The organism is Gabonia massiliensis (genome assembly GCF_001403595.1).
GTDB lineage: Bacteria > Bacteroidota > Bacteroidia > Bacteroidales > Coprobacteraceae > Coprobacter > Coprobacter secundus.
The window spans coordinates 1315911-1337766 of record NZ_LN877939.1; the positions used below are offsets into that span (position 1 = coordinate 1315911).

A 21856-nucleotide genomic window follows, 5' to 3' on the forward strand; every position below is an offset into this window, starting at 1 on the left:
CATTTTAAATAACACCAGTACTTTATATATCGACCCTTCATATGATATCACAAACGAAGTAGTCGATATGCTCAACAAACGCTATCATGCAAAAAAATGATTTTTTTATACAAAAAACATAAAATAAAGAGCTCAAACTATATGCTTGAGCTCTTTATTTTATATACATCTCAAATACTCTTTCACTAAATTTTTATTCTAAAAAATTAATCATGAAGATTTTCCCAATCAGAAAGCTAGGGCCTCTCATAAGCCTAGAATGAATAATAAAAACAATATTTCTTCCCCCTCCAATGCCCATTCAGGTATAAGCCCTATCACCAAAATCATGTTTAAATTTTCAATAAAAAAGGGCATACTATATAGTACACCCTTCACTAAATAAAATATTTTATATTTTCCTCAATATCCCGGAACGGGATTATACACAGTCTTGTTTTTTAGCTTCGGATCTCCTCCCAGCGGAAAGTTAATACCAAAATTTAAATTTAACTTCGGTCTGTTTACCGGCACATACTGTGGTGTAAATTTAGAAACAACATAATCTGTTCCAACAAAAAAGTTAATACCTCTCGGACATAAATTAATTAATGCACCCCAAGAACTTCCAGTATTTGAAACAGAACCATTAATCGCAGCCATAAACCATTTTGCCGAACGAAAATTTGCCGTAGCCATTAACTCTGTTCGTGTTTTTATTGAAGAAAAACGAGTCGAAGACAATAGCCCAAAAGATATCTTATTATTTAAAATTCCATACTCAGCACCTATATTCAAGGTTGTACGTAACATTGTACTACGAGAAGACGGTGCCTTATCTTCTTTAAATTTTGCCAAAGCTTCCAAATCATCTCCGATTTTATCGGTTTCGTCATCAAAAGCATTATTGCCATTCTCATCATCTTCTGCCCCAAGATGCTTAAAACCATCAAAATCAAAAGCTCCCTCAGGAGTCACACCCCGAAGATTTTCATTCCATTTAATAAAACCTAAATCGGTCAAGGCCATCGATAAAGTTAAATTATCCATTAACTTATACGTTGCCCCCAAATCCACCGCACCACCAAAACCTGCAATACCTGGAGTATCGTACTCAAACCCTGAAATATCTCCATTCTCATCCTTCTCCAAAGTTACACCTGCTACTGACAGATTCGCATAACCATAACTTCTTATTTTCCAAATATCATCGCTCATTGTTATTTGCATCCTATCGATTCGTGCATCTATATTACCTGCTCCAACCAAAACTTTCAGACGAGCTCCAATAGTCAAGCGCTCATTCAAACGATGGGCATGTCCCAAAGCTAACTCCACATAATTGTTACTTTGAGCCGCAATATTACCAAAATCATATTCAGCCGGTCCTCCGTCTCCTTGCCCTGTCTTTAAGAAAGTAAATAAATCTTTTGGCAAATAAATACTAGTCTGCGACTTCAATGAAATATCAAATGTATTAAATCCGTTAAAAGCAAAAAAACCAAACGAAAGGAGAGTCATATCAATATCCAAATCCAGATTATTTTTATTCTTCAGCCCACCCAAAAACTCGTCAGCTGGTATACTCGGATGTAAACCTGTCACTAACTCATTTCCTCGTGGATACAAAAATTTAGATAATGCCATATTTGAATTCACACCTATAGCGACATTTCCCAAAACAGGGAAACTGAAATATCCATAATCATTTATCAATGCCGGATTAAGACGATAACGGTAAGGCATCCGTTCAAGAAAATATGATGAACGTAATGTTTGAGCCATTCCACTAAAGGATATCAGACATAATATAAATGCAATGATCTTTTTCTTCATTATTATATCGTTATTATTATATTCAACATTATGATTTAAAACTCATTTATATCAGCTTGGATGCCTTTTACTTTTAATCCAACTTTGGCCTTAATAGACTGGCTGGTCTTCAATGGAACTCCACCTTCTGTACCTTTATTCTGATCTCCTAAACCACCTTCTATCTTTAATTCCAATCCATCGAGCCGTTTCAATGCATTCGAACCATTTACTTCAATTATCTTTATCTGAACAGTCGTTTCTGTGGGTTCAGTTTTCTGACTATCAAAATCATATGACCCAGCAGCAATATTACCCTCTGTATTATCATTAAATAAAACTTTCAAGTCATTACTACTAATAGGTTCCTCTGCATCTGGGCCTAAAGGTATTACCTTCAACTTAAGATTCAGAGGTACACCATTTGTCACTTTTACATTCAAAATAATTTCCGAAACAGTAACTTTCTCAAATATATCATCCAAATCGTCCTGAATATTGTCTATAGTATCACAATAAACAATATTGATATTATCTCCCAAGGCAAAAGGTACTCCTACCTCACACTTAATATCCATATCATTATTCGGGCGATCTAAATTGACCATATGCCAGCTGCCAGCAACTGGAGCATCGGCTTTAGGATAAGCATCAATAATAATACTATCCGGAACCTGTTCTATAACTTCGGATAATCTGTCAAATTGAACTTTTGTATACCCTTCTGGAGCCGGCATATTTTCAGGATATTCTTTTCCAACAATCATTAAACGCGTAGTATCTGCATTTGATATATCTTCTACATGTTGATAAGCATTAATAGAAACAGGCACTGAAGGAGCATCCATAAGCAACAACCTGCCATTTTTATATGGCTTGAACACTAAATCAACATCTACCGGAACACCTAATGGATTAGATGCTTTAAGTTTAAAATTAGCTTTTGGCAAATACAGTTTAGAGCCCTCTTTCAGATAATCACTCAAATCTCCCAAGTCAATCTTCGTATGAGGATTTTCATCTGTAACATTTTCTTTGACCCGACATGCTACAATACCTACCTCCATAGGAGCAACAGTGACTTTAGTGTCTACATTTATATCTCCCTGCAAATCGGTTAAACTAATGGAGCCCTCTTCTAAGACAACATTTCCTGAAACCTTAATTACCTCGGACAAAGACAATTTCCCGTCTATTAACTTATAACTTTCAGCTTGAGTCAAATCAAGTTTTGTAATATTCAATTTCATTCCTGCATTTGTCCACGAGCGCGTAACACTATTTTTTGTAAATATGGCTCCTTTTCCATCCAAAACCAATCTCCTATACAAAACATTTCCACTTTGATCTTTGTGAACTTCAATTTTCTGATCGCTCTCCAATTCAATAAAAGCAGGGAAATCTATATTCAAATTTTGAAATCTCATTTCACCAGCTCCTTCTGGAATAGGATTTACATCCATAGCTAAACTTATTTTTGACGGAGATTTCAATTGTACCCATCCTAAATCTTCAATTTTATCGGGTATCGACACATCTTTTATGTCTATATCTGCACTATGTTCTTCCAAATTCGATGTAAATGCAGATGTTTCTACATCAGCATCTACCACATCGAGTATTGCACCTGTAACTTTGACCGGTACTTTTACATTATTATTAAACTCTTGCAAGCCTGAGAAAGTCGTATTTCCAGAAACTGCCAGCATCATAGAGCCAATAATAAAATCCGGTTCAAAATGAATCGATTTAGAATTGGTTCCTGAGAGCTCCTCTCCAGATAAATCTATCGACCGCAATGTCACAGTCTTTGTAAAACCATTTTTAATTTCTGACGGAGTAATCACCAGCTTTCCATTATCCCAGGTATTATTATCCGGAGCAAAAGTCAACTTAGAAGAAAAATCAATTAAAGCATTATTCCCTCTTAATGCAAGTTCACCTAGATTTAATGGCGAAGAAGTTATCGTTATCTTCGAGCTTTCATCAAAATGAACCCTGTTAATTTTTGTCACTTCCTCATTGATGCCTGTAATATCGACCTCATTACTAATAACAGTCTGAGGTACATCAACATTGACCCCACTCAAAGACATATGCATATCAGAAACTTGAGGAGAACAAGATAACACTAACGGCATAGAAATATTACAATCACCAGCATCAGTACCCGTAGTAATACCTCTAATACTAAATTTTAAATCTCCACTATAAGTGATTTCTTCTGTAAATCCAGGAATAGAACCATTCTGATTTTGAATTGTTTTCTCATACCTCTCCAACGTAAATGTTATTATATTTTTATCACAAGGTAACTGCTCTCCAACCAAACTCAATACATTATCACCCACAATTTTACCTTTGCTGGGATTTGACAAAACAAATCCTTCCGGGAAATTAATCTGAAAATCAGTCAGTGTTATTGTTCCAGAAGATAATCTCAATTTATTTTTGATGTCAGATAAATCCCACTCAAGCTTCGCCTGACTACCTAAAATCACAGAAGATATAGACGTAATCTCTGTAGGGCAAGAAATGTTAGATATCTCAAAATCGACATTATCCGGTCTCCTCAATGTAATTTCCACTTCGGGAATAACTCCTTCGGGAAACGAACCAAGAGTCAACGTTGTAGACAAGTCAGAACGTCCCATTATTGGAGTAATATTCATTTCCGGCCTACTGATAGGCTCTTTTGACATTGTTATATCCGGCTCATTCGCAGGGAAAGATATAGGATCTATTGCCAATGTTTTAAATGTTATTTTAAAATCTGTAGATGCATCAATTTCATCAATAGTAACATCGTCAAAACGCTCTATCTTGGCTATTATATCTTCCTTTTTATGAAGCCCATAAGCACCATCAGTCGTATCTAAATCGGCAATATCGTCCGGACCTAAAAGATCACGCAAGGCTTTTTCTTCAGTTTCACCCAATGGAATACCCAACTCGCCTCCGATACCGATCACCATCGAAATATCCTTATTCAAATCATACTTATTATCAATACAGGAATTTCCTAAAAGTACAAGAGATGTACATAATAAAGTTTGGCTAATAAAAACCAACGGAAAATGTCTCTTATTCACTGGTTCAACGTATTAAAGATTTTCAAATGAAATAAAGTTGTTAAGCATAATATACTTGCAAAAATAGTATTTTTTATCAAATGAAATATCATTCCTCATAAAATTAATACTATAAATAAAAATATCTTAAATATCTATATTATAGAAAGAAAACTCCATTAACTTAATTTTCTGTCCTCATAATAGCGTAGAGCGATTTAACACAAAACTTACACTTTTTTATATAATTATAAAGTATTTATTAAATATTCACTCAAGACTAAAAGAAATAATCTATAAATAAATGAAACAAAATACTAAAATAGATTATTAAAGACGTATTTCTAATCATATCCAACTTATTATTTCAGTATCTTTGTATTAAATGTAAATGATTCTCATATTCATAACAAATACAACTATCTATTTATAAAATTTGTTGTAGTATAAAACTCTACCGATATGAAAATAAACCAAATCTCAGGAATATTATTTTTTCTTTTTTCTTGTGCTTTTTTTAATGCACCTGCACAAGACATAGAGCTTCGTCAACTATTTAATGCTCAAGACTCGGCCCGTATGGCTAACCCAGCAACTTTTTTGAGAAGAGCCGAAAAAAATTTGCAATTGGCTCTAAAGGAGAAAAACACGCCCCAAGTCATAAAACTTCTTATCGAACGGATGGCTTGTCAAATAGAAATATCACGAGACAGTTTTCCTTCTCAAATAAAGAAAATAGAAACAATTACCCAAAACTCATCACAACCTGAAGAAAAAGCTATATTAAACTCTCTTTTAGCAGAGCTTTATCTAAATTTTTACAGCCAAGACTCATATACTTACAATAGACGGGAAAATCTAACTGTCGTACCGGATAATATTACCGAGTGGAGTGGAAATCTATTTATCGAAAAAATTAATAAGCTTTTAATTCAATCCTTACTCCCTCAAAAAATATTACAACAAACGTCGATGAGTAAATTTGAATCAATTATCAATATCGGAACCGATTCTCCAGAATTGCGTCCTACTCTATTTGATTTCTTATCGTACCGGGCTATCAATATGTACAACAATTACACCTATAAACAAAATTTCCCAACTCAAACTCAAGTTTCTGAAAAACAACTAATGGCTCCATTTCCCAATTTTATCACTTACAAATTCACCGGAAAAGCAGGAGAGCCTCGAACTCGCATATTGACCATTTATCAAGATTTATTACGCTTTAGAGATAAAAACCCAATGTCTCCGGCTTTTATCATAGCAAACCTGAACCGCTTATCTTATGCCAATCAATGGTCTACTGATAAAACATTATATCCCCAGATTTTAAAAAAACAAATAAATTTCTACAAAGATTCTCCTTGGTCTATAGAAATTGCAGTACAATTACTCTCATATATACAACAAAGACAAGATTCCTCTCTCAATACTACATTGCCATCTATTTTATCTATCTGTAAAAACCTCTCAAGCACCTATCCTGATTTTGAAAAAAGTAAATGTTTAAATGACATAATCGCCAACATAGAATGTCCGTTCATAGCTATTAAAGTACCAGATTTTATTTATCCTGATAATAAAAACTACCTCAACTTATCCTACAAAAACATTGATAAAATACGAACACAAATATATCGTATACCTGCAATCTCTCAACCAAAAACTGAGAAAGAGATAAGTACATTTTGTATATCTAACAATTTAATATACAACAACACTATCCAACTTTCGGATACAATAACCCCAATACAAAAAAACGATAGTTGCCTCATTCCTATTTCCACATCCGGACAATATATTATAAAAATTTCGGCTATTAACGATAGTTCCTATTCAGCATGTGCTATCGTCCATATGACCCGCTTAATGACAGCTTATAGCCGTATTCAAAATAATGAAACAATCTTTGTTACTGATGCGAAAAGTGGAAAACCGATAAAAAAAGCATCAATACTTTTATATAACAGTGCAACATATAACGACCTGAAATATATAGACTCATACGAGACTGATAAAAACGGGATTGTCACATTTTCCACTTCTGAAGAGACAAGATACAGAGTTGTATACAAAAATGATACATGCCCGATATCTTCATATACAAGTTACCCATATTCATTCGACGAACCGAATAGTTACAATTTAACACTCCTTACAGACCGCAGTCTCTATCGTCCAGGACAAAAGGTACAATTTTCAGGTATTTACTACATTTCCGGAAAACATAAACAAGGGGTCATTCCCTCCCAAAAATTAAAATTAGATCTGTGTAACCGTGGTAAAATCATATCCAGTACAGAAGTTATAAGTGATGATTTTGGTTCTTTCTCCGGAGAATTTACTTTACCTGAAAATCTATTGTTAGGACAACTTCAGATAAATTGCTCATCAGATAAGGCCAGAACATCCACATCATTTGAAGTAGCTGATTATAAAAGGCCTACATTCTATATTGATTTTAAAAAAAGCCATGATATCCTTAACTTTGGGCAAATTGTCAATATTAGAGGAGTCGTTATCCGCTACTCAGGCATCAATTTGCCAAATGCAAAAGTAGAATATCGTATTATCCGCCTGACCAATTGGTTTGGACAAGGTCGAGCCCCTCAAGTTCAAATTGCAGAAGGGACATCTACAACAGACTCTGATGGAAAATTTACTATACGCTTCGTCCCACAAAAACCCGAAGAAGATGCTCTCTCTATTGGCGTTTCCTATAACTATCAGATAAATGTTACTGTGACTTCCACCACTGGAGAAACACAAGAAGGTCAGACTATACTCTCCATTGGTGATACTCCAATAATTATTTCATTATCAATGCCTCAGATTATAGATAAAACTCAGTCTATTCCTCTTGATATCCAGATAACCAACACTCAGAAAAACGATATAGACCTACCCTGTAAATATATATTGTATTCATTATACCCATCCAAAAAAGTTCAGGACTTTTATGAACTTGAAAAAAACAAGATTCGAATACAAGTAGAAGAAAAAAGTTTCACATCAAAACACATTCCAGATTCAGTTAACTGGAATCAACTCCCCTCCGGAGCATATCGCCTTGTCATACAAACCACAGATACTCAAGGAAAAATTATCAGTAATGAAACTAATTTTATCTTATATTCTCCAAAAGACAAAGCCCTGCCTGTAAATGTCTCCGTATGGCTTCCCAAAGAGGAATATAATGTAAAACCTGGTAATACTATAAAAGTTCCTTACGGCACAGCTTTTAAAAATGCTTATGTATTGTATCAACTCTATGAAGGAGAAAAAATACTGGAAACTAAACAGCTAAAAATAAGCAACCAAAGTAAAGGTTTAAATGTTACATACAAAACCTCGTATAAAGAAAACTTACTTCTATCCTTGATATTCATTAAGAATGGTAAAATATATGATAGACAGATTATTATCAAAAAAGAAAAACCTAATCCTATATTACAAATCACAACATCAACCTTTCGAGACAAATTATCTCCAGGAGCCAAAGAAGAATGGACTTTTACCATAAAAGACCAAGCAGGGAATCCTGTTTCAGCACGGTTTATCAGTGAAATGTTCGATGCTTCTCTCGACGCAATCATGCCTCATAATTGGTATTTCAATCCCGTTCATACTTTCCAGCCTTATATCAATTGGCAAAAAGGATATTACAAATATCAACATACCTTCACCAGCCGTTATCAGCCTATAATAAACTGTAATGCATTCCAATACGACTTGTTAAAGGTCCCGTTCTCTATTTTATATTTAAATGAATATTCTAATGTCTCTTTCTTAACCAAATCTTCAACCTTTACAGGAAGACTATACAGATTGAAAATACGTGAAGGAGTGTTAAATGAAGCTGTTTCTACTGCTGACGCAGCAGGAAACATTATAACTCGACCTGAATTAGCAAAAATTCCGGATAACAAATTAAACATCAATCAAATTCAATCCTCATACAGACAAAATTTCAATGAGACAGCATTCTTCTATCCTCATTTACAAACAAATGAAAATGGAGAAGTAACTATTCGATTTACTGTTCCCGAAGCAAACACTCAATGGAAATTTATGGCTCTTGCATTTACAAAGCAGTTGCAATACAAATTGGAGCAAAGGACAACTATAAGTAGCAAATCGTTGATGGTAGCTCCTAACGTGCCCCGTTTTGTCCGTCAGGGAGATAATGCCAACATAGCGACCTTGATCAGTAATACTGGAGATTCTATATTGGAAGGAACAATTTACTTTGAGCTATTTGAGCCATATACTAACATCTCTGAACAACAAACATCTCAAATATTCATTTTAAGGCCCGGAGAATCAAAAACTGTTATCTATCCATTCACAGCTCCAGAAGATAACGATCTGATGGGATTTAGAGTAAAAGCTGTTACTCCAAAACTTTCTGATGGGGAACAGCACTGGCTGCCTGTTTTGCCTACAAAGACATTAGTCACTGAAGCTAAAAATTTCAATATTGGAGAAGGGAAAATAGAAAAAACGGTAGAAATGAACAATTTCATTAATAATCGTTCTAATACTCTCCAAAATTACCGAATGACTTTAGAATACACTGCAAATCCGATTTGGTATGCAATACAAGCTTTGCCTTCCCTCTCTGAAATTACCAATGAAAATGCAACCCAAATTTTCGCGTCTTATTATGCCAATACCATGGCTGCAGGTATTGCTGCTATGAATCCCCAAATAACATCTGCCATAAATATTTGGAAGGCTAACAACAAAAACAACAACTCCTTACGTTCAAATCTGGAGAAAAATGCAGAATTAAAATCTATATTGTTATCTGAAACACCTTGGGTCCTCGATGCTCAAACCGAAACCGAACAAATTCAAAATTTGGTACAATTATTCGATAAAAACAGAATTTCTTATTTACAAAATGAGGCTTTAAAAAAACTTCGTAATCTTCAAAGTAATGAGGGTGGATGGAGCTGGTTCAAACAAATGCAACCCAGCCAATTCATCACGTTAAACATTCTATATGGAATGAGCCAATTGACAGAAAGCGGAATGGTTCAATTTGATACCCCCACAAAAGAAATGCAAATAAAAGCATTATCATATGTAGATAAAAAAATAACAGATAATACATTTGCAAAAACAACTGACAGACTCTCTTATAATCAAATTGTTTATCTCTTTGTACGAAGCTATTACAGGGACATTCCTCTCTCTGGAAAAACATTGGATATCCATAAAGACATGATGAATCGTATGCTGAAACAATGGCCCGGATTCTCTTTATATGAAAAAGCTTTGGCTGCTGTAGCAATGTACAGATATGGTTTTGATAATGAAGCTCAACAAATAATCACATCTTTACGTGAATATGCAACAATTACTTCTCAATCAGGGATGTTCTGGCAAAATAACCGATCAACTTACAGCTATAGAAACAGTGCTATACAAGTACATACAGCTATCATGAATGCTTTTACAGAAATAACTCAGGACACTGTAGCATTAGATAAAATGAAAACGTGGTTATTACAACAAAAGCAAACCCAAAATTGGGGGAATGTACCATCAACAGTCGATGCTATTTACGCGTTAGTTCGAACAGGTAGTAATTGGACGAAGAATCTTAACGCAACGCAAATCAAATGGGGAGAAAAATGGCTTCCAGAGAATGAAAATAATAAAATTACCGGTTATATGCAATATAGCCGACAAGGACAAGAAATAAATAAAAGTCTGGGAAGCATCACAATAAAAAGTAACAATAAACAACCTTCTATAGGCGCAATTTACTGGCAATATTTTGATGATTTCAAAAATATAAAAAACTCCTCGACATCGGAACTATCCATCGAAAAACAACTTTTTGTAGAAAAAATAACTCCAGAAGGAAGCGAATATGTCCCTCTGAATACAACCCCTTTACATACCGGAGATAAAATAAGTATTCGATTGGTAGTAAAAGTAAATAGAGACTTGGAATTTGTATGTTTGTCTGACCAACGAGCCGCTTGCTTCGAACCGGTAGAACAGTTGTCTCAATATAAATGTAATGAACAAGTATGTTACTATCAAGAAACAAAAGATGCTTCAACCAATCTGTTTTTTGATTACCTGCCCAAAGGTACATATGTATTCAATTACAATGTAAGAGCCGACCGACCGGGCATATATAACAACGGGATTTCTACCATACAATGCTTATATGCTCCACAAATGGTTGCCAATACTGCCGGAGGTATGATTACAGTAAAATAAATATAGATAAAATTTATATTTTAATGTCGGTAAAAAGAGCGCCTAACCTATTTTACCGACATTATTTTTTACAAAAAGAATAACTTTTTATTTCCAAATAAATCCAATAATAACACTTATCACAGATTATAATTTACAAAATAAAGATATCAATAACGGAACGCTAATCTCCAAAATCATTCCATGGACTATGGCAACTGGAACAATACTTTTACCAGAACAACGGCTAATGACAGGCAGGCAAACATCCATCGAATTAATGCCAGCTACAGATACCGGTGCATATTTTCCAAATAAAGATGCGTAAAATGGAGCCCCGAACAAAGCTAACATCTCTCTGATAATATTAGCAAGTAAAGCTATAGTGCCTAATTGTGTTGCCATCTCCAAACCAATTGACGCCTCTTTGAACTGCACGATGAGCAAAGAAGATAAAGAATAGTAAGCAAATCCGCTTCCTATCGCCATACAATCATACACATTCCAAGTTTTCAACAACATACTTGCCATTGCAGAAAAAAGTAACGTTCCCAATATCGTAAATAATGGCAATAAAAAAACAGATACTTTTATATCTTGTAACATAGCGCCTATTTCTCCATTTGCGCCTATATTTAACCCTACTTGAATAATAAGTGCATATAGCAACCACATAGGAGCATTAACACAATAACCAGCCAGTTCTTCGTTCCCAAACATTCCACAAAATATTCCTGCCAAAAAGCTCCCTATAATAATCAAATTACTTTTCATTTTGGTCTCCTTTCTTTGATAATATTCTATACGCCAAATAAGAGGCGAATAAACTTCCCAATACACTGCAAACGGCTAATAATACTGCTTGTAAGCCAAAATTTCCAATATTATTAATTATATTCTTATCGGCACCTATTGTAATACCAAAAATAAACAACATTATAAAAATTGTATAAGAAATCGTGCTTTCCAGCTTTCTTAAAATATAGATTCGACGACATAGATAACCTATTCCTATCCCTATACATAATAGGCATAAAATCATAACCATATACATAACCATTTAATACGGGCAAAAAAATTCCTCAATTTCAATAATTAAGTCAAAAAAATCACTAAATATAAAAAAGACTTTAAGGAACAAGTCCTGAAAAAGGAAGTATAATTTAGATAAAACCACTAAACCAATGGACATGCACACCCAAAACACCACATGACATAAAGGTATTTTGTCTGTTAAAACTATTTAGAAAAATTTTATTCATATCTCAATGCATTGTCCTTATTCGGATGCAAAGGTAAGAATAAAACATCAAAATATCAAATTGCTATATATTTTTATATCATATAACAATATTTACATCGTTATAATATCAAATTGACATATTTTATCTAACAAATAACATCTATATCCATTATAGAACTCTGTAACACAATGATATCATCAGTTTCATCTTTAAAAAATATTATTCATTACAAAATACAAAAGGCAGTTGCATCTCTGTAACTGCCTTCCTTTCATATGTTTTATCAAGAATCAGATTTGAGCGGAGTGAGGGGGATTCGAACCCCCGAACCGTTTTAGGCGATTACACGCTTTCCAGGCGTGCCTCTTCAACCACTCGAGCATCACTCCAAAAATGAAATAGCTTTTACCGGGGATGCCCTTCGGCAAAAGCTGTGCAAATATAATTCTTTTTCTGAAATCAGGCAATTTAATCATCATTTTCTCTCAATAAAATAATATTTTATTAAAATCGGATCGTTACATCTGTACCAAATGTTACCGGCCTACCTTTCTGTGCAAAGCCATTATCTTGTTTTAAATTCTGAGCATTCATCACTTCAAAATAAAATGATTGATACCGACGATTAAAAATATTTTTTCCCCATATCTTTAAATTAAAAGGACCTTTGGTGAAAGAAAAACTCCCATTTACTAATTCATAATAAGGTTGTGATACGTCATTCAGTTCAGTCCAATAAATACGTCCTCTACCAAGATATTGCAAATCAATATCTATCTTATCAAACCACGAGCAATTTACCGGTATAGAGTAACCTCCTGTAATTGCCAATGTATGCTTCGGTGTAAATGGTACGTAATTATGCTTATAATCAATTTCTCCATCACTATTAGAAACAAAACAAGCATGAGTAAATCCATAAGAAACTGAAAACTGTAAATTATCCATCGGAACATATCGAAAAGATGCCTCTATACCTTTGCTGACTGAACGCCCAGAATTCTTGGTAATCCGTCCATATCCACTGATAACAGATATCTGCTGATTACGACAATCAATATAAAAGGCTGAAATATCTGCAAAAATACGATTATCCCCAAAAACAGAATGTCCTCCTATTTCGTAATTCCAGCTATGCTCCGGCCTATACGCAATAATATCCCGCATTGGCATACTCTCAGACACCTGTATTTCTGGAAATATTCCAGACGGCATTTGGTAAAATGCCGTCTGCATTATCTTCTCTCTTATTTGAGATTGTATCAAATTGGAAAACATCTGAAAATTATATCCTCCAGAACGATAACCACGTGCTGCAGAAAGATAGAGAACAGAAGATTTGCCAATCTTATACTTCAATTCAAATTTCGGGAGTAATTCCCACATATCCATTCGTTCTTTTCCTTCAATACTCAGAGGAATATCAAGAGGTATCAAAATAGGTATAACCAAATCTCCCCCTATAACAGAAGGGCGCACAACAGTCATCTGACCAGAAATATTCCCCCGCAAATTGTCGGCCGAGTATGTATTATGTTTTATACGAGAATTTTCGTAATCGAGGCGTAATCCTATTGTACCAGATAAACCATTAGTAAACATATTATTATAAACCAATTGTTTGAACATAGCCAATCCAAATGCAGGAGTCTGATAAGTACCATTAATATATAAATTATAATTATCAATGTCTAAAGACAAATCCGGCATTTTAGGATATTGCACCTTCAGAGCCAATAATTGAGTATTGGTCTGCCCTTCTATTAAATAAGAAATCCCATCTTTTTTAAAATTAACTGGACCATCAGTTCTCAATCCAGAGTAAAAACAAAAAATACCAGCCACCCATTGTAAATTTCTAAATGTATTCGACTTAAATACAACTTCTTGAGTAAATGCATTTTGTTTTTGTTTCTGTTGTAAAGTAAATACCGATAAAGGAGTAAAATCCTGGTCAAGATGCATATTATCCTTTAAATATTGATAACCAGACGTAGAACTCATAACAAAACACTCATGAGTATACTGTACAAAAAGACTTGTAGTCGAAAGATTTCGTTTATAAGAAGCCTCATCATTATAATTAATTTTTCCCCACCGTTTTTCAAATTTATCGTATTTACTATACGGATATCCATTTTGTCGACTATATTCAAAATCGGAAGATATATTTATCTTTAACCTACGATTGATGCGCCACTGTAATTGTCCCCGTCCTCCAGTGACCTCTGACGTTCCTGATTTTTCTCCAGTATATTCATTCATAAAATAACCATCATCCTTACGACATCGCCCATTTAAGGAAAATGCAAACTTTTCATTCACTTTATAACTATGCGACAATGCTACATTCCAAGCATTTCCATTGCCATATCCTCCTCGAATATTTGTACCCTGATAATCAAATGGAGAGCGAGTATAAATATTTACCAATCCTGCCATTGTATTTCGTCCATAAAGTGTCCCTTGCGGTCCTTTCAATACCTCAACTTTTTCTATATCCATAAAATCAAAATCAAAAGCACTTTTATCCAAATACGGAACATTATCTACATATAATCCTATTGCAGGTGAATTGATACGAGAACCTATACCCCTTATATAAACTGAAGATACTAATTTAGATCCATAATCCGGAACATAAAAATTAGGGGACAACGTAGATAAATCTTTTAACGATATAATCCGACAATCTTCTATATTTCGAGTATTAAACACTGTTATTGAAGCAGGGAATTCTAATAATTTCAATTCAGATTTAGGATTGGAAACTATTTGAATTTCCTGCAAATAATAATTTTTATATCCAGTCGAATCTGCATATTCTTCTCCTGCATTTCCAATTAAAGTCCATATAAAAAAGCATAAACACATAAGTTGTCGTCTTATCATATAAATCTTTCAAACTTTAAATAGTTACACCCTCACAAACTTTTTATTTATATCACAAAGGAATATGATAAACATTTAAGACACAATCGCTATATATAGTGATTTTTCCTATTCTCTATTCTATAATTTTATTTTTATACATAAACATTTTTCTACAATTTTACACATAATCAGTTATAAAAGTTATATCTTGTTATAAAACTAAAGCTAATTCACAAAACCTAACCTTCATTTTTTGCATATCTCATATATTTTATCGTAATTAGCAACCTATTATAAAAGCACCAGAAACAGATAAATTTAATTTTGAAGGAAGTTCTTTTGGATAAAGAAACTTTGTTCAAATTACTGGTATTTTTAAACAAAAGCTACTAATTCTTAAAACACACGTTATCTCGGGATATATTTTATATGCAACCCCTTGACGAATCAAAAATTGTTGAACAAATACAGAATCCAGAACAACGCAAAAAAGTATTTGCGACAATTGTCGCGCAATATAGTGAACCCCTATATTGGCAAATACGGAAAATGGTCATATCACACGATGATACTGACGATTTACTCCAAAACACATTCATGAAGGCTTGGTGCAATCTCGAATATTTTAGAGCTGAAGCCCGATTGTCTACATGGCTTTATCGCATTGCTATCAATGAGTGCATTACTTTCCTAAATAAACAACGCCAGGAGCAAAATATTTCCTTAGATAGTGTAGACGTATTTCTTTCCGAAAAATTAGAAGCCGATACTTGGTTTGATGGAGATAATCTCCAACTCAAATTACAAAAAGCGATATTAAGACTTCCTGAGAAACAACGATTAGTATTCAATATGAGATATTTCGATGAAATGAAATATGAAGATATTTCAGAGATATTAGGTACATCTGTCGGAGCTCTAAAGGCCTCGTATCACCATGCAGCAAAAAAAGTTGAAGAATTTTTATTACAAGCAGATTAAACCTTTTTGCCATACTTTTGTCTAAGCATTAGAATATATGGAAAAAGACAAAAACATATTGAAACAAATCAACCGGAAAACCGGCTTTAAAGTTCCTGAAGATTACTTCGAGAACTTAAACGACAGGATTATGTCTCATTTGCCCGCTATAGAAATAAAAGAAAAAACTCCAGTTTCTTTGTGGCAAAAATGTAAACCATGGATATACATGGCAGCTATGTTTGCCGGTATTTCTCTTATGATAAAAACTTTTGTCACTCCTAATCCAAGTGCAGACCAAGTTGTTACAACAACACAAGCCGATACATCTTCTCTCTCAGAGAGTGCTATCGATGATTATATTTTTTATAGTCATGTAGATGACTATACTATCTACGAGTATCTGGCAGAAGAGAAAAAATAAATATAATTCCAAAATATATGAAACAACTTACCATACTCTTCATATTTTTTTCGACATTTAGTTGGTGCAGTTTAACTTATGCACAAACGGTTTCTCCAAAAGCTCAAAACCGGCTAGAACAATTCAAAGCTGAAAAAAAAGCCTATCTAATAAAAGAGATAGGTCTAACACCTGCTGAAGAAAAACAATTTTTTCCTCTGTACGAAGAATTACAAAGCAAAAAATTTCAACTAAACCGAAAAGTGAGAGGAGAGATGAAACGTATTGCCCACTCAACAATGCCTGTCAGTGAAAACGAATATGCAGCTTCTGCAGCAGCAATCAATGATCTGCCTCTGCAGGAAGCTTTATTAGAAAAAGAATATTTCGAAAAATTCAAAAAAATCCTTTCCCCTAAAAAAATGTTTTTATATAAAAGAGCAGAGACTCTATTTGCTAAAAAATTATTGAAAGACCATAGACCAGCTAGATAGAGTTTCGTCAATTTTAAAATAAACCAAAAAAGATTTATCAAGGTGTCTATCAAGGCACCTTTTTCATTATATAGAAAAAGATTCTATTACAGTATCAAAAATCCACAAAATCCTTTATTTTGCTTTCAGTTCTTTGTTTTTAATATGCATTTAAATAACTTTGTAAAATCAAATTTATATAATATGGATGATCAAATAAAACAAATAGCCGAACGACTAATCGGATTACGTGATGCTTTGGATATTGACATAAAAGATATGGCCGAAACCTGTGGTGTGACAGAAGAAATATACAAAGGTTATGAAAGCGGCAATATTGATATTCCAGTAAGTACTTTACACCAAATTAGTATCAAATACGGTGTGGATCTTTCTGCTCTGATGTTTGGAGATGAACCTCGTATGAACTCATATTTTCTAACAAGAAAAGGTAAAGGTGCTGCGGTGGAGCGTACAAAAGCCTACAAATACCAATCTTTGGCTGCTGGATTTATGAACCGAAAAGCCGATCCGTTCATCGTTACAGTAGAACCTACTACCGAAACACAATCTATACACCTTAATACTCATCCCGGACAAGAATTTAATTTAGTTCTTGAAGGAAGGGTCATGTTGCAAATCGGAACTAAAGAACTGATTCTGGACGAAGGGGACAGTATCTATTTTGACGCAAACAGACCACATGGGATGAAAGCTCTTGATGGGAAACCCGTCAAATTCCTCGCCATTATTATTTAACAATATAACAGATAAACGATACGTTTATAAGACAAGAATATTATGTTAGAAAAATTTTTAGATAAGACCTCTTTTAGTTCCCAAGAGGATTTCATGCAAAATTTTAAGGTAAAGGTACCTGAAAATTTTAATTTCGGCTATGATGTCGTCGATGAATGGGCCCGCACTCAACCTAATAAAAAAGCTTTATGTTGGACAAACGACAAAGGGGAACACATCGACTTTACTTTTGCAGATATTAAACGGGAAAGTGATAAAACGGCCTCATATTTCAAGTCTTTAGGCATCGGTCATGGAGATATGGTCATGCTGATTCTCAAAAGAAGGTACGAATTTTGGTTCTCTATCATCGCTTTGCATAAATTAGGAGCCGTATGTATACCTGCAACTCACTTACTAACAGAAAAAGACATTATTTATCGTTGTAACGCGGCTGATATAAAAATGATAGTTGCTGTCGGTGACAAAATCGTTACAGATCATATCAATCGTTCCATAGCAGACTCTCCATCTTTACAACACTGCGTATCGATAGGTCCTATCGTTCCTGAAGGATGGAAAGACTTTCATGCAGGAATCGATGCAGCAAAACCATTCGAGCGTCCAAATTTTGTAAATAATAATAACGATACTTCCTTACTTTATTTTACGTCCGGTACAACTGGAAATCCTAAAATGGTGGCACATGATTTCACATACCCTTTAGGACATATTATAACCGGTTCATTCTGGCATAACCTTCATGAAGACAGCTTGCACCTGACACTTGCTGATACAGGCTGGGGGAAAGCTGTTTGGGGAAAACTTTATGGACAATGGATTGCTGGAGCAAATGTTTTTGTATATGATTTCGAAAAGTTCACACCTGCTGACGTATTAGTCATGATCGAAAAATATAACATAACGTCTTTCTGTGCACCACCGACAGTATTTCGATTTCTAATTCGAGAAGATTTGAGTAAATTTAATATCTCATCTCTGAAATATTGTACAATTGCAGGAGAAGCTCTAAACCCAAAAGTTTATGAAGAGTTTTTTAGAATTACCGGTATAAAACTAATGGAAGGTTTCGGACAAACCGAGACGACATTGACTATTGCCACTTATCCATGGGTAGAGCCCAAACCGGGTTCTATGGGTATCCGGAATCCTCAATACGACATCGATTTGTTGACCAATGACGGAAGATGGGCCGAAGATGGAGAACAAGGACAAATAGTAATCAGGACTGATAAAGGAAAACCTTTGGGATTATTCAAAGAATACTATCGTGACCCCGAAAAAACACAAGAAGCTTATCACGATAACATTTATTATACTGGAGATGTTGCTTGGCGAGATGAAGATGGGTATTTTTGGTTTGTTGGACGTGCTGATGATGTAATCAAATCATCCGGTTACCGTATCGGACCTTTTGAAGTAGAGAGTGCTTTAATGACACACCCAGCAGTAGTTGAATGTGCCATAACTGGAGTTCCTGACGAAGTCAGAGGACAAGTAGTAAAAGCAACCATTGTTTTAGCAGCAAGTTATAAAGAACGTGCGGGAGAAGACTTAATTAAAGAACTCCAAGATCATGTTAAACATGTCACTGCACCTTATAAATATCCTCGTGTCATTGAATTTGTTGAAGAATTGCCTAAAACTATTAGTGGAAAAATCCGTCGAGTTGAAATACGAAATAAAGATAACCAGTAAGTAAGACATTGATACACGATATTTAAATATGCAAGATAATGAATGGTTTGCCGGATCTCAAGATTCTGATTTAGGACAGATTATAACACGAGGGAGATTATTTGCCAAAGGTCAAAAACAATTCGATTCTTTTCCTATGCGTATTGAAATACAATGGCAATACAAAGGTGTTGAGGAAAATGGCATGCCAACAGACAAAGAAGCTGAGCTCACAGAACATGCTATGAATACTCTTACTGATATTGTTGAACGTAAAGATATCGCAATACTCTCTGCAATACATATGGGAGGAAATATGGCATGGTTTGTATATTACGCTCGGTCCATTGATGAGATGTCAGCTTTAATTAATGAGGCATTTAATCATTTTCCAAAGCTCCCTATACAAATAGGAGCAACAAAAGATGCACAGTGGTCTGATTACCAATCTCTATTAAAGACATTTGGGATTTAAAATTTTGCAACATGAAGAATGAAAAATCTGTATTATACCAATATAAACGAATTGCGGTAAAAATAGGAAGTAATGTTTTGACTCGAAAAGACGGAACATTAGATATCACCCGAATGTCTGCTTTAGTCGACCAAATAGCCGAATTGCACAAATCTGGTATCGAAATCATCCTAATTTCATCTGGCGCTGTAGCATCTGGACGAAGTGAACTAAAAGAACATAAAAAACTTGATGCAGTTTCAAGCCGCCAATTATTTTCTGCCGTAGGACAAGCAAAACTGATAAATCGATACTATGAACTATTCCGTGAACATGGGATTTCTTGTGGGCAAGTCCTTACTATGAAAGAAAATTTTGCTACACGTCGCCATTATCTGAACCAAAAACACTGTATGGATATAATGTTGGAAAATAACGTTATCCCCATAGTTAACGAAAATGATACAATATCGGTCACAGAATTAATGTTCACTGATAATGACGAACTCTCTGGACTTATCGCTACCATGATGGATATGGAAGCTTTAATAATATTGAGTAACATAGACGGTATATACAATGGCTCACCGGACGATCCAAAATCAACCGTTATAACAGAGATAAAAAATGGGAAAAATGACTTATCATCATATATCCAAACCCGCAAATCTTCTTTCGGTCGCGGAGGTATGTTAACAAAATGCAACATAGCTCGAAAAGTTGCAGATGAAGGTATTACTGTAATCATCGCAAATGGAAAGAAAGATAATATCTTACCTGATGTATTACAGATTAGTAGTAAAATGGTATGTACTCGTTTCTTGCCCTCTTCTAAAGCTCCTTCGAGTGTAAAAAAATGGATTGCCCATTCTGCAGGATTTGCTAAAGGAGAAATATATATCAATCAATGTGCGACAGAAATGCTACTATCTCCTAAAGCAATAAGCTTATTGCCTATCGGCATCACTCAAATCATAGGAGATTTCGAAAAAGGAGATATTGTCCGAATTTTCAATCACAAAAATGAAGCTATTGGTTTAGGAAGAGCCTCTTTTGATAGCAACAAGGCACGTAAGCTCATAGGTCAACAGGGAGCTAAACCGCTGATACATTACGACTATTTATATCTCGATTAAATAAAACCAATAATTATATTGCTCATAAATACAGTTTAAAGAAGAGTTTAGATTTATTCATTTCTATGTATAAAAATAAAAAAATAGACATATTTGTTGTATATTTATAAAATCGAATGAATAAAAATTATTATTTATATCCTTCTTTACCGTTTTTTTTCTAAATTTGTTATCAATAATATCATACAAAGAAAGCTATGTCATCAATAACAGGAATCCTTAAAGCTGTAAAAAATGCTTCCCGCAAATTGAATCTATTAGATGTAACAACAATAAATTCAATTTTAATGTCGGTTGCAGATGAAGCAGAAAAAGAAGTTTCATATCTTCTGAATGAAAATAAACGTGATTTAGAAGCTATGGACAAATCAAATCCCAAATACGACAGACTCATGTTGACAAGTGCTCGTATTTCCGGAATAGCTTCTGATATACGTAAAGTAGCAGCTCTTCCCTCTCCTTTAGGGCATATTTTAAACGAAACAATACGCCCCAATGGAATGAAAATATGTAAAATTTCAGTACCATTCGGTGTTATAGGAATTATTTATGAAGCACGCCCCAATGTAACATTCGATGTTTTTTCTCTATGTTTAAAATCGGGAAATGCCTGTGTTTTAAAAGGTGGTTCTGAGGCTCAATACTCAAACAAAGCAATTCTAAATGTTATTAACAATGTGTTGACAAAGTTTGGAATTGACTTAAATACAGTAGTTTTACTATCAAATGAACGAGAAATAACTTCCGAATTATTAACAGCTGTTGATTATGTCGACTTGGTTATTC

13 protein-coding genes, 1 tRNA gene and 1 pseudogene are annotated in these 21856 nt (G+C 34.2%); 9 read left to right on the forward strand and 6 right to left on the reverse strand.

Annotated elements, in window-relative coordinates; genetic code table 11:
* Positions 1 to 402 precede the first annotated feature (402 nt).
* Complete coding sequence (locus BN2628_RS09935; RefSeq protein WP_074024080.1) at positions 403 to 1815, reverse strand: DUF5723 family protein; 1413 nt, start codon at positions 1813 to 1815, stop codon at positions 403 to 405.
* Positions 1816 to 1850: 35 nt separating this feature from the next.
* Positions 1851 to 4886 (reverse strand): hypothetical protein, encoded by a 3036-nt coding sequence (locus BN2628_RS09940; RefSeq protein WP_055097049.1) that lies wholly within the window; start codon positions 4884 to 4886, stop codon positions 1851 to 1853.
* A gap of 441 nt (positions 4887 to 5327) precedes the next feature.
* Between BN2628_RS09940 and BN2628_RS09945 the strand changes: the two genes are divergently transcribed.
* Complete coding sequence (locus BN2628_RS09945) at positions 5328 to 11111, forward strand: alpha-2-macroglobulin family protein (RefSeq protein ID WP_055097051.1); 5784 nt, start codon at positions 5328 to 5330, stop codon at positions 11109 to 11111.
* Positions 11112 to 11237: 126 nt separating this feature from the next.
* On the opposite strand, the gene BN2628_RS09950 is transcribed toward BN2628_RS09945, so the two are convergent.
* From BN2628_RS09950 to BN2628_RS09965, 4 genes are all read right to left on the reverse strand, one after another.
* The gene (locus BN2628_RS09950; protein WP_055097052.1) at positions 11238 to 11864 is read right to left on the reverse strand and encodes a LysO family transporter; all 627 of its coding nucleotides are present in this window, start codon (positions 11862 to 11864) and stop codon (positions 11238 to 11240) included.
* Positions 11854 to 12138: a LysO family transporter gene (locus BN2628_RS09955; protein ID WP_074024123.1), complete on the reverse strand. Its 285-nt coding sequence runs from the start codon at positions 12136 to 12138 to the stop codon at positions 11854 to 11856. The genes BN2628_RS09950 and BN2628_RS09955 overlap by 11 nt, the downstream gene beginning before the upstream one ends.
* A 497-nt stretch (positions 12139 to 12635) precedes the next feature.
* A tRNA-Ser gene (locus BN2628_RS09960) sits at positions 12636 to 12723 on the reverse strand.
* Positions 12724 to 12838: 115 nt separating this feature from the next.
* The gene (locus tag BN2628_RS09965) at positions 12839 to 15208 is read right to left on the reverse strand and encodes a TonB-dependent receptor (protein WP_055097056.1); all 2370 of its coding nucleotides are present in this window, start codon (positions 15206 to 15208) and stop codon (positions 12839 to 12841) included.
* 429 nt (positions 15209 to 15637) lie between these two features.
* Here BN2628_RS09965 and BN2628_RS09970 point away from each other — a divergent pair, with 429 nt between their 5' ends.
* From BN2628_RS09970 to BN2628_RS17620, 8 genes and pseudogenes are all read left to right on the forward strand, one after another.
* Positions 15638 to 16189 (forward strand): RNA polymerase sigma factor, encoded by a 552-nt coding sequence (locus BN2628_RS09970; RefSeq protein WP_055097058.1) that lies wholly within the window; start codon positions 15638 to 15640, stop codon positions 16187 to 16189.
* Positions 16190 to 16226: 37 nt separating this feature from the next.
* Entirely contained in the window at positions 16227 to 16592 is a 366-nt protein-coding gene (locus BN2628_RS09975; protein WP_055097060.1) for a hypothetical protein, read from the forward strand.
* A gap of 17 nt (positions 16593 to 16609) precedes the next feature.
* Positions 16610 to 17065, forward strand: coding sequence for a hypothetical protein (locus BN2628_RS09980; RefSeq protein WP_055097062.1), 456 nt, complete (start codon positions 16610 to 16612; stop codon positions 17063 to 17065).
* 183 nt (positions 17066 to 17248) lie between these two features.
* A complete protein-coding gene (locus tag BN2628_RS09985) occupies positions 17249 to 17803 on the forward strand; it encodes a helix-turn-helix domain-containing protein (RefSeq protein WP_055097168.1) in 555 nt (184 codons plus the stop codon).
* 42 nt (positions 17804 to 17845) lie between these two features.
* The gene (locus BN2628_RS09990) at positions 17846 to 19501 is read left to right on the forward strand and encodes an AMP-binding protein (RefSeq protein ID WP_055097065.1); all 1656 of its coding nucleotides are present in this window, start codon (positions 17846 to 17848) and stop codon (positions 19499 to 19501) included.
* A 28-nt stretch (positions 19502 to 19529) separates the two neighbouring features.
* A complete protein-coding gene (locus BN2628_RS09995; protein ID WP_044225948.1) occupies positions 19530 to 19955 on the forward strand; it encodes a DUF695 domain-containing protein in 426 nt (141 codons plus the stop codon).
* Positions 19956 to 19966: 11 nt separating this feature from the next.
* Positions 19967 to 21070, forward strand: coding sequence for a glutamate 5-kinase (gene proB / locus BN2628_RS10000; RefSeq protein ID WP_044225950.1), 1104 nt, complete (start codon positions 19967 to 19969; stop codon positions 21068 to 21070).
* Positions 21071 to 21267: 197 nt separating this feature from the next.
* A pseudogene (locus BN2628_RS17620) lies at positions 21268 to 21856 on the forward strand (gamma-glutamyl-phosphate reductase); the annotation flags it as partial.

Excerpts from the sequence above, each read along its gene's own strand:
- BN2628_RS09995 (WP_044225948.1), top strand. The coding sequence starts at position 19,530 with ATGCAAGATAATGAATGGTTTGCCGGATCTCAAGATTCTGATTTAGGA.
- BN2628_RS09955 (WP_074024123.1), bottom strand. The coding sequence starts at position 12,138 with ATGGTTATGATTTTATGCCTATTATGTATAGGGATAGGAATAGGTTAT.
- BN2628_RS09950 (WP_055097052.1), bottom strand. The coding sequence starts at position 11,864 with ATGAAAAGTAATTTGATTATTATAGGGAGCTTTTTGGCAGGAATATTT.
- BN2628_RS09970 (WP_055097058.1), top strand. The coding sequence starts at position 15,638 with ATGCAACCCCTTGACGAATCAAAAATTGTTGAACAAATACAGAATCCA.
- BN2628_RS09935 (WP_074024080.1), bottom strand. The coding sequence starts at position 1,815 with ATGAAGAAAAAGATCATTGCATTTATATTATGTCTGATATCCTTTAGT.
- BN2628_RS09975 (WP_055097060.1), top strand. The coding sequence starts at position 16,227 with ATGGAAAAAGACAAAAACATATTGAAACAAATCAACCGGAAAACCGGC.
- BN2628_RS09985 (WP_055097168.1), top strand. The coding sequence starts at position 17,249 with ATGGATGATCAAATAAAACAAATAGCCGAACGACTAATCGGATTACGT.
- BN2628_RS09965 (WP_055097056.1), bottom strand. The coding sequence starts at position 15,208 with ATGTGTTTATGCTTTTTTATATGGACTTTAATTGGAAATGCAGGAGAA.
- BN2628_RS09980 (WP_055097062.1), top strand. The coding sequence starts at position 16,610 with ATGAAACAACTTACCATACTCTTCATATTTTTTTCGACATTTAGTTGG.
- proB (WP_044225950.1), top strand. The coding sequence starts at position 19,967 with ATGAAGAATGAAAAATCTGTATTATACCAATATAAACGAATTGCGGTA.
- BN2628_RS09945 (WP_055097051.1), top strand. The coding sequence starts at position 5,328 with ATGAAAATAAACCAAATCTCAGGAATATTATTTTTTCTTTTTTCTTGT.
- BN2628_RS09990 (WP_055097065.1), top strand. The coding sequence starts at position 17,846 with ATGTTAGAAAAATTTTTAGATAAGACCTCTTTTAGTTCCCAAGAGGAT.